Raw genomic sequence first — 7920 nt, forward strand, 5'->3', positions numbered from 1 at the left:
AGCGCAAGGCGGCTGGCTGAAGCCAGGACAACGAACCCGCTCCAACGCGAAGAAGGAGGAGGAAACTCGAGGTCGGCCCGACTACGCGGCCACGGGGCTGTAATGCAGTTCCATCAGCTCGCTCTCCTTCAACGCAACCATCGCATAGGTGCGCCCATCCTCATCGCTAAACTCGACCTCGAAGACACCAGGAGCCAAGACTTCAACGACCGTGCCGACTTGACCCGCAATCAAATCATGTTCGCCGCAATCGTGAAGCAATGCGACTACATCAAGAAGCTGAATTGCATCCTCCATTCTCTTTAAGGGTGAATAAAACAGGATGTGAGTCGAGGATTATTCTCGTTTTTCCGAACGATCCAAAGCGTCCGGATGCGCCCCACTCTCTCATTTAACCTGATCTGAAGATCCACATGAAAGCGACTTCCATACCGATCTTTTCCGTCAAACTCCCACTCTGCTCCCGAAAGGCTCTTACGAATCGCAGCCTCAAGGAGTGACCAGTCATCTTGCGAAATCCCAAGCACGGTTTCAAAGACCCGAGCCTTGTGCTTACCACGGGGATGGTTCGGAGACAGGCAATAAGTCCCGAAGTTTCGCTGGGTCGACTACTGTGTTTTGTGGATCAAAATCCGGCATCGATCAATCGGTGAAACGGAGTCAGTCTACGATTTTCCATGGGGAGTCCGTTTTCGCCATAGATGAAAGGGCGGGACGGAATTCGAACCACTTTCAAGCGGGAGGGACTCAAAAGACGTCACGTCTTGATTTTTGACTATGGGTTGGACGGGAAGCGCGACCCGATGCAAGTGAGTTGGGATTGGTATTTTTCGGAGGTTCATCGAAACGACTCTCGTCGTTCCTCTCCTAGCTTGCGCGCAGTTCGAGGATGACCTCGGCGATCACGGTCCCTTTGCGGATGGTCTGGAACTTTTGCTTCTTGGCGACCGACTTGGTCCGGGGGCCAGCTTTCGGCTCGAGGGGAAGTTTGAGGGATTTGGTGGTTTTGAGCTCAAATTTGTGCTCCCCTACCCAATCGTCTTCGGAGTGGAGGTCGATTCCGGCTTCGGCGATGAGGATGGGTTCGTCGTCTTCGATTTTGTCGGCGAGCTGATTGAAGGGCTCCCGGAGAAGTGGACGGAGAGCGGTGGAGACAAAGGGAGCGGCAAGGCCGGAACCGATGCCCGAGAGGGCGGTTCCGAGAATTTCGGCCATGGCCGAATTGAGAGCCCATTGGGGTCCGGGCTTGGTGAGGCCAATCACAAGACCGAAACGACCGTCGACCTTCTCCTTGAGCAGGAGTCGTTCATAGTCCTTCGTCCCGCGGAGAGAGGCCTTCCCTTTGCGCAAGGAAAAGGTCTGGAAGCCCATGCGGGCGGAGATCGCCGGTCGCGGCCAAACGAGCTCCGCGGAGATGGTGACGGCCGTGGCCGTCGCGAAGGCGGGATGGGTGAGGGTGAGGGATTTTAGGGAGATTTCCATGGGGAGGGCCGGGGGCCGGTGACTGATCACTAATGAATGATGAATGATGGCTAATGAATGATGGCTAATGAATGGGAGCGGTTTGTTTGATGACTGCCAAAGCCATTTTCGTATCATTCATCCATTATGATTTATTCGCTATTTTCTGCGCAGATGCTTCGCGAAACCGCCCAATTGTCTTGAGATGCTTTTGCACTGACCGCAACGGCGAGTGCTGGTGTCGGCGTTGACGAACTTTAAGCGTTCCGCGAGGCGATACATGCTCCTTACCTCACCCGATGAGCCTTTGCCAATGTCCAGAAAACGGGCGAAATCCGCCTTGGTCGAGCGCTCTGCCCCTTCGGCAATATTATTGGATACCGAAACCGCCGCCCGTTTGATCTGATCGATGAAAGTGAAGTCACGGCAGTTCGAAAAATCTTCGTAAACATCAACCGCCAGGTCTTGGGCATTCTGCCAGACCTCCATTTCCTCAAAATCCAGTAATCTATTATCAGTCATCCTTTATCCATTCATCAGGCGTCGAAGGCGAAGGCGGTGGGGATCGGTGGTCGGTGGTCGGTGGACGGTAGTCAGTCGTCAGAAGTCGGTCTTCGGTGGTCGGTTGGCGGTTGGCGGTGAGACGGAGGCGTTGAGGGAAAATTCAACTGGGAACGGGGAACTGAAAACTGGGGAACCGAGTCTTTAAATGACTAGAGACTTTTTAGATCTTCGAGAAGTTTTGGAAGGTCTTGATGAAAGGCATCCCAAAGAATTCGGTGGTCGATGATATCGTAGCCATGTGCGAGAATATTGCGCGTCCCGATAATTCGGTGGCCATGGGTGATCTTAGCGAACGCCGCTTCATCGGCACGCTGCAGGCGGTTCATCGCTTCCCCAATAATTTCAAATTCACGTTCTACGATCAGCTGAAGCCCCCGGTCCTGCTCCAAATCACTGGGAACTTTCTCCTCCAAAAAGAGTGCAAGCTCTTCACAGGCCCGCCGGATGTCTTCGAGGAGCTTCTCCCTCATGCCGCAAACAAAGGAACGCTCGAGGCTTGGACAGTTTTCCGAAACACCGCGTTTCGCATAGAATTGCCGCAAACCAGATCAACCGGACGGTCCAGAATCCCTTCCAACGCTTCCTTGAACTCAAAATACTGGCGAAACGCATTCGTCTCCGTGTCGCGATGAAAATACACCACGAAATCGACGTCACTCTCCTGAGTAAATTCGTCGGAAAGCACTGATCCGAAAGCATCGAGCTGAGTCACCTGATACTCACGGCAAAGCGAGTGAATCGTTTCGATGTTCTCTGTAAGGATTGGATGCATGGTCCAGTGAGAAATTATGAAGGACAGGGAGAGGGGTGGGACGGTGGTCGGTTGTCGGTAATCGGTGAGACGGTTGGCGGTGAGGGAAACTCAAAACTGGGAACGGGGAACTGAAAACTGAGGAACCGATTCCTTGGGTGGCGTATGGCTGGTCTCCTCAAGATACCGCAATTCGTCGTCGATATGCCTGAGAAATTCAAGAGGCGAGCGGGACATTGTACGTTTCTTCGAGAACAGACGGCCCGATGTGTGGGCTCAAGCCTTCGACGGTCACTAGATCGACAGGGCCTCCGAGGCGCTCTTCGAGGAAATCCGAGACCGCTACAAAATTTCGAAAGCTCTTTTTACCCTCCTCAAATTTGACCAGAACATCAAAATCGCTTTCGGCCTTCTCTTCTCCACGAGCGACCGATCCAAAAAGGCCCAATTCCTCTATTCCATACGATTTGAAAAAGGCAGACTCTTCTCGAATCAGCTGAAGGAATCGGTCCTTTCCTGTCATGACACTATTGTTGGGAAATTGATCGAAGAATCAAGAAGAAGGGTTTTCGGGGAGAGGGATCGGTAGTCGGTGGTCGGTTTTCGGTGGACGGTTGGCGGTCTGTCGGTGGTCGGTTGGCGGTGATCAGTGAGGCTTTGGCGTTGAGGGAAGCTTCAACGGGGAACTGAAAACTGAGGAACTGATTCCTTCAGCCTTCCAGCAACTCTTCCACTTGTTTCAGCAACGGGGGGATATCAGAAGAGACCGTGTCCCATACTACGGGGTAATCGACTCCGAAGTAGTGGTGGATTAGCTTGTCTCTCATGCGAGTCATTGGCTTCCAAGGCAATTCTGGATGTTCTTCTCGATAGTCAGGAGGGAAATTTTTCGCGGCTTCACCGATGATTTCGAGACTTCTGACAAAAGCTCGTTTCGCTTTTTCGTCGTGCTGAAACTGGGTTTCCGAGAGTTCCGCTTGCTCGCGAACCAAGAACTGAAGCTCGTCCCGAATATGCCGCAACAGGTCACGAGGCGAGTTCGACATAAATGGCCTCCTTTAGAATTTCCGGGCCGAAGTAGGGGCTCAGTCCCTCGCGAGTTACGATATCATACGGCTCGCCGATCAATTCATCCAGCAAATCGCAAATCGCGTTGAAATTCTTTGAGCTTTTCTGGTGAGACGCAAAACTCACGATAATGTCCACATCGCTCTCAGCGGTGTTCGTCCCTTTCGCCACTGAACCAAAAACGCCGAGTTCCTCCACTCCAAAGGCACGAAAACGTTGCCTGTTCTCGGACAATTTTTTCAACACGGAATCTTTTCGATTCATGGTCATAGGCTACTCTCCGCAATCGTCAGAGCAAACTCATTTGCGGTGGGGATCGGTGGGCGGTGGACTGTGATCGGTGGTCAGTCGTCAGTGGACGGTTGTCGGTTGGCAGTAGTCGGTGAGACGGAGGCGTTGAGGGAAACTTCAACTGGGAACTAGAAACCGAAAACTGGGGAACCGATTCCTTGGATTGCCGGAGTTCCGGCTGGGGTGCGGGTTGGGCCAACCCGCGCTACCGGATCGCTTCCAGGCTGATTTTTACTACGAATTTTCGGACTGGGGTCGGTTGGTTTACCGATACTTTGGGGCGGTGGGCGTCGGTGGGGGTGAAGATGGCCATGCGGCCGGGGGTCATGAGTAGAGGGAGGAAGGAGGAATCGGAAACTTGAGGGTCGCTAGAGAGGAAGGAGGAAGGCGACGTTGGAATGGAAGAACCACCCCACCGGCTGTCGCCGGTCCCCCCCTCCTTTGGAAAAGGAGGGGAGTTGTGGAAGAGGAGGTCCTTTTCTTCGTCGTAGGGGCCGTCGTCGGTGAGGAAGTCGCGGTCGATGACGTCGATGATTTCCGTGCCTTCAAGGCAGAATTGCAGGTCGATGTAGCGACGGTGGCTCTCCCAACGGCACTCCTCCCGCGGGAGGGTTTCGTAGCGGTGCTGGTTGACGAAGATGTCGTCGCCCTCGATCGGATAGATGCCGTCGGGTAATTCCGGGTCGCGGTGGTCCATCCAGTCGAGGACTTTCCGCCACGCCGGCGAGGTCAGAAGCGGACGATAGGTGGAGGGAGTTTTGTGGTTTGCGTAGAGCACGTATCGGTTGTCGGTTTTCGGTGATCGGTTGTCAGTAGTCAGTAGTCAGTAGACGGTAGACGGTGGTCGGTGGTCGGTGATCAGTAGACAGTAGGCAGTGGACGGTATTCGGAAATCGGTGGGAGAAGGTGGGATCTAACTGTGTTTTTTACAAAATAGATGATGCTTTGCGATCATGGTTCCTAGCATCCTTCCAATATGACGGGAGGCTTCAATCAATTCGTCAGCCTCTTTCTCCGAAATGTATCCACAATCTTTCGCGGTGTGGATCCAATGTCGCGTTTCTTGATTCTCCCCGTCCGAGTCAGTCAGCTTACTCAAAAAAATGGGCGGGATAGCTTCGCTTCGCCCAAGCTTCAGCAAGATTTGCCCCAATGGAACGGGAACTTCGGCGAATCTGATCCGTCAATGAGTAGATCTCACCTTGAGGCCATTCTTGACTGATCTTGAAAATGGACTGCTGGAACCGGAAGGCGCACTGATAAGTTTCCAGATCTTCAAAATTTTGCACGGTCCGTTCCACAACTGCTTCTTACTGACTTACCGGCTACTTAATTCTGACATACCGACGACAGACCACTGATCACCGCTTCGCGGCGCCCAGGAGTTTCGCTATCAGGGGGGCTAGGGTTTGGGCTTTGCGGCGCCAGGTGCGGAGGGCTTTGAGGCGGCGTTCGAGAATGGCGCGCTCTTCAGGGTCGGCGAGGTCGAGGGAGGCTTCGAGGTCATCGAGGCTCTCGGTAGAGTCTTTGAGGTGCGGGAGGACCGTCGCTTGGAGGACGCCGTCGAGGAGACGGCGGATCGACAATTCCGGCTCATAGGTCGTCCGGCGGGAACCGGGGGTCTTGACGGTGTGGATCGCCCCCATGCGGTGGAGGAAGTTGAGTCCCATGGAAACGGATCCCTTGGAGATGCCGAGCTTCTCGGTGAGGTCGTCCAGACCGAGCGGCTGAGGGCTGGCGAAGAGGAGTCCGAAGATCGACCCCACCGAACGCGGCAGCGAAAAGGCGCTGGCCCAGGAAACGCCGAGTTCGACCATTTTTTCTTCGAAGGGGGACATTTGGCGGTGAGTCGGTGAGACAGTGAGGCAGTGGGTCGGGAACTCGGTGATGTGCGGGGAAAGCGAACGACTGAAGTCGATCGCGAACGGGGATAGTGAAGGGCCGGGGATCGGTGGTCGGTGGTCGGTGGTCGGCTAGACTGAGGCGTTTAGGGAAACTTAAACTGGGAACGGGGAACCGGGAACTGGGGGACTCATTCCTTGAAATGGCGGAAGGCGGAAGGGCCAAGCTTTGCTTGGAGGTTTGAGGATTGGGTCGAGAGCTGGACGTGTCCTGCGAAGCTACTAAGCGAAGCACGGAAGCTCTCGCTACTTTGGTTTTCGGATTGGACGCTGGCAGCCTGGGGGACGTTTCGAGTAGAACAGGCAGCTTGCCTGTTTCCCGAAAGAGCGGTGCGGACGTCGGGAGGAGTCGGTAATCAGTGCTCTGTGGACGGTGAACGGTCGTCGGTTAGACGGTTTTGGGAAGAGCCGCGGGGCCAAGCTTTGCTTGGAGGTTTGAGGATTGGGTCGAGAGCTGGAAGCTCTCGCTACTTTGGTTTTCGGGTTGGCGACTGGCAGCCTAGGGGACGTTTCGAGTAGAACAGGCAGCTTGCCTGTTTCGCGAAAGAGCGGTGCGGGCGTGGGGCGTTTGTTCCTGGCTTTCGTTGCGTTCGGACTATAAACTTTCCAGCAGGTTTTTTACTGCGGGCTTTACTTTCGTCATCCCGTTGGTAGCCGCATCCCAGATGATAGAATCTTCGGTTCGGAAATATCCGTGAGCCAAGATATCCCGGAATCCAGCGATAGCTCGCCAAGGGACCTCTGGCCTGCTTTCCAATAAATCTTGAGGGAGACTTTTGACTGCCTCTCCGACAATTTCCAATTGTCTCGTCACCGCATCGACGGTCTTTCGGTCGCTCTCGAACGCCTCAAAGTCGTATCCTGCGGTATATTCCTGGATCGCACGGATCGCGTCGAGGATGTCCTCTAATCGTAGATCCGGATCACGCGACATCGAGCAGTTCGTGCTTAATTCTTTGGTAGAATCGATCCGGGCAGGCGGGTCTCGAATAGAGATCCACCGGTTTTCCCAACAGGTCTTCCAAGTAGAATTTTACCCCCATAAAATTCTCCAACTTGGGCGGAGAATCAAACTCGACCAGAAAGTCGTAGTCTCGACCCTCGGGCTCATTGCGCGCGGCCGATCCGAAAAGAGACAGACGCTTCACTCCCCACGCTTCCAAACGAGGTTTCCCAGTCGCCACAAGTTGTCGGACTTGTTCGGATGTCGCAGCGGAGTCTGGCATAGGGCGGTCAGTTAATGGTGAGAATTCAAGGAGATCTTCTCTTCAAAGTCACGTCTTGATTCTCGACGCAGGGAGCGGTTTTCGGTGGACTGTTGTCGGTGAGACGGTGGGTCGGTTGACGGTGTGACTGTGGACGGTGAGGCGGTGAGGCGGGAACTCGGTGATGTGCGGGGAAAGCGAACGACTGAAGTCGATCGCGAACGGGGATAGCGAAAGGGTGGGGATCGGTGGTGGTCGGTGGACTGTGGACTGTGATCAGTTGTCGGTTAGACAGAGGCGGTTAGGGAAACTTACACTGGGAACGGGAAACCGGGAACTGGGGGACTCACTCCTTGAAATGGCGGAAGGCGGAGGGGCCAAGCTTTGCTTGGAGTTGTGAGGATTAGGTCGAGAGCTGGACGTGTCCTGCGAAGCTACTAAGCGAAGCACGGAAGCTCTCGCTACTTTGGTTTTCGGGTTGGCGGCTGGCAGCCTAGGGGACGTTTCGAGTAGAACAGGCAGCTTGCCTGTTTCGCGAAAGAGCGGGGCGGACGTGGATGGGAGTCGGTAATCAGTGCTCTGTAGACGGTGAACGGTCGTCGGTTAGACGGTTTTGGGAAGAGCCGCGGGGCCAAGCTTTGCTTGGAGGTTTGAGGATTGGGTCGAGAGCTGGAAGCTC

General features: G+C 54.5%; 15 protein-coding genes. All 15 read right to left on the minus strand.

Translation table 11 applies throughout. The features are described 5' to 3' along the window. Positions 1 to 81 precede the first annotated feature (81 nt). Entirely contained in the window at positions 82 to 297 is a 216-nt protein-coding gene (locus H5P30_RS05545) for a DUF4926 domain-containing protein (protein ID WP_185691907.1), read from the minus strand. A 5-nt stretch (positions 298 to 302) separates the two neighbouring features. Continuing rightward, a complete protein-coding gene (locus tag H5P30_RS22640) occupies positions 303 to 578 on the minus strand; it encodes a DUF6883 domain-containing protein (protein ID WP_425504931.1) in 276 nt (91 codons plus the stop codon). A 289-nt stretch (positions 579 to 867) separates the two neighbouring features. Continuing rightward, complete coding sequence (locus tag H5P30_RS05550; RefSeq protein WP_185691957.1) at positions 868 to 1482, minus strand: hypothetical protein; 615 nt, start codon at positions 1480 to 1482, stop codon at positions 868 to 870. Between the two features lie 138 nt (positions 1483 to 1620). Continuing rightward, positions 1621 to 1983 (minus strand): four helix bundle protein, encoded by a 363-nt coding sequence (locus H5P30_RS05555; RefSeq protein WP_185691958.1) that lies wholly within the window; start codon positions 1981 to 1983, stop codon positions 1621 to 1623. A 191-nt stretch (positions 1984 to 2174) separates the two neighbouring features. Continuing rightward, positions 2175 to 2495: a HepT-like ribonuclease domain-containing protein gene (locus H5P30_RS05560; protein ID WP_185691959.1), complete on the minus strand. Its 321-nt coding sequence runs from the start codon at positions 2493 to 2495 to the stop codon at positions 2175 to 2177. Continuing rightward, positions 2492 to 2797, minus strand: a complete 306-nt coding sequence (locus tag H5P30_RS05565) for a nucleotidyltransferase family protein (protein WP_185691960.1) — start codon at positions 2795 to 2797, stop codon at positions 2492 to 2494. Before H5P30_RS05565 ends, H5P30_RS05560 begins: the two co-directional genes overlap by 4 nt. A gap of 196 nt (positions 2798 to 2993) precedes the next feature. Next, positions 2994 to 3299 carry a nucleotidyltransferase family protein gene (locus tag H5P30_RS05570; protein ID WP_185691961.1) on the minus strand — a complete coding sequence of 102 codons (306 nt, stop codon included), beginning with the start codon at positions 3297 to 3299 and terminating at the stop codon, positions 2994 to 2996. A 187-nt stretch (positions 3300 to 3486) separates the two neighbouring features. Next, positions 3487 to 3822, minus strand: a complete 336-nt coding sequence (locus H5P30_RS05575; protein WP_185691962.1) for a HepT-like ribonuclease domain-containing protein — start codon at positions 3820 to 3822, stop codon at positions 3487 to 3489. Beyond that, entirely contained in the window at positions 3803 to 4108 is a 306-nt protein-coding gene (locus H5P30_RS05580; protein WP_185691963.1) for a nucleotidyltransferase family protein, read from the minus strand. Before H5P30_RS05580 ends, H5P30_RS05575 begins: the two co-directional genes overlap by 20 nt. 232 nt (positions 4109 to 4340) lie before the next feature. Continuing rightward, the gene (locus tag H5P30_RS05585) at positions 4341 to 4913 is read right to left on the minus strand and encodes a YhcH/YjgK/YiaL family protein (RefSeq protein WP_185691964.1); all 573 of its coding nucleotides are present in this window, start codon (positions 4911 to 4913) and stop codon (positions 4341 to 4343) included. A 135-nt stretch (positions 4914 to 5048) separates the two neighbouring features. Beyond that, a complete protein-coding gene (locus H5P30_RS22430; protein WP_343075429.1) occupies positions 5049 to 5288 on the minus strand; it encodes a four helix bundle protein in 240 nt (79 codons plus the stop codon). Continuing rightward, positions 5227 to 5436: a four helix bundle protein gene (locus tag H5P30_RS22435; protein WP_221774288.1), complete on the minus strand. Its 210-nt coding sequence runs from the start codon at positions 5434 to 5436 to the stop codon at positions 5227 to 5229. The genes H5P30_RS22430 and H5P30_RS22435 overlap by 62 nt, the downstream gene beginning before the upstream one ends. A gap of 60 nt (positions 5437 to 5496) precedes the next feature. Next, positions 5497 to 5973 carry a GbsR/MarR family transcriptional regulator gene (locus H5P30_RS05595; RefSeq protein WP_185691965.1) on the minus strand — a complete coding sequence of 159 codons (477 nt, stop codon included), beginning with the start codon at positions 5971 to 5973 and terminating at the stop codon, positions 5497 to 5499. Positions 5974 to 6631: 658 nt separating this feature from the next. After that, a complete protein-coding gene (locus H5P30_RS05600) occupies positions 6632 to 6970 on the minus strand; it encodes a HepT-like ribonuclease domain-containing protein (protein ID WP_185691966.1) in 339 nt (112 codons plus the stop codon). Continuing rightward, the gene (locus tag H5P30_RS05605; protein WP_185691967.1) at positions 6960 to 7262 is read right to left on the minus strand and encodes a nucleotidyltransferase family protein; all 303 of its coding nucleotides are present in this window, start codon (positions 7260 to 7262) and stop codon (positions 6960 to 6962) included. The genes H5P30_RS05600 and H5P30_RS05605 overlap by 11 nt, the downstream gene beginning before the upstream one ends. Positions 7263 to 7920 lie beyond the last annotated feature (658 nt).

Origin of the sequence: Puniceicoccus vermicola (genome assembly GCF_014230055.1) — a bacterium.
In the GTDB taxonomy this organism is placed as follows: domain Bacteria; phylum Verrucomicrobiota; class Verrucomicrobiia; order Opitutales; family Puniceicoccaceae; genus Puniceicoccus; species Puniceicoccus vermicola.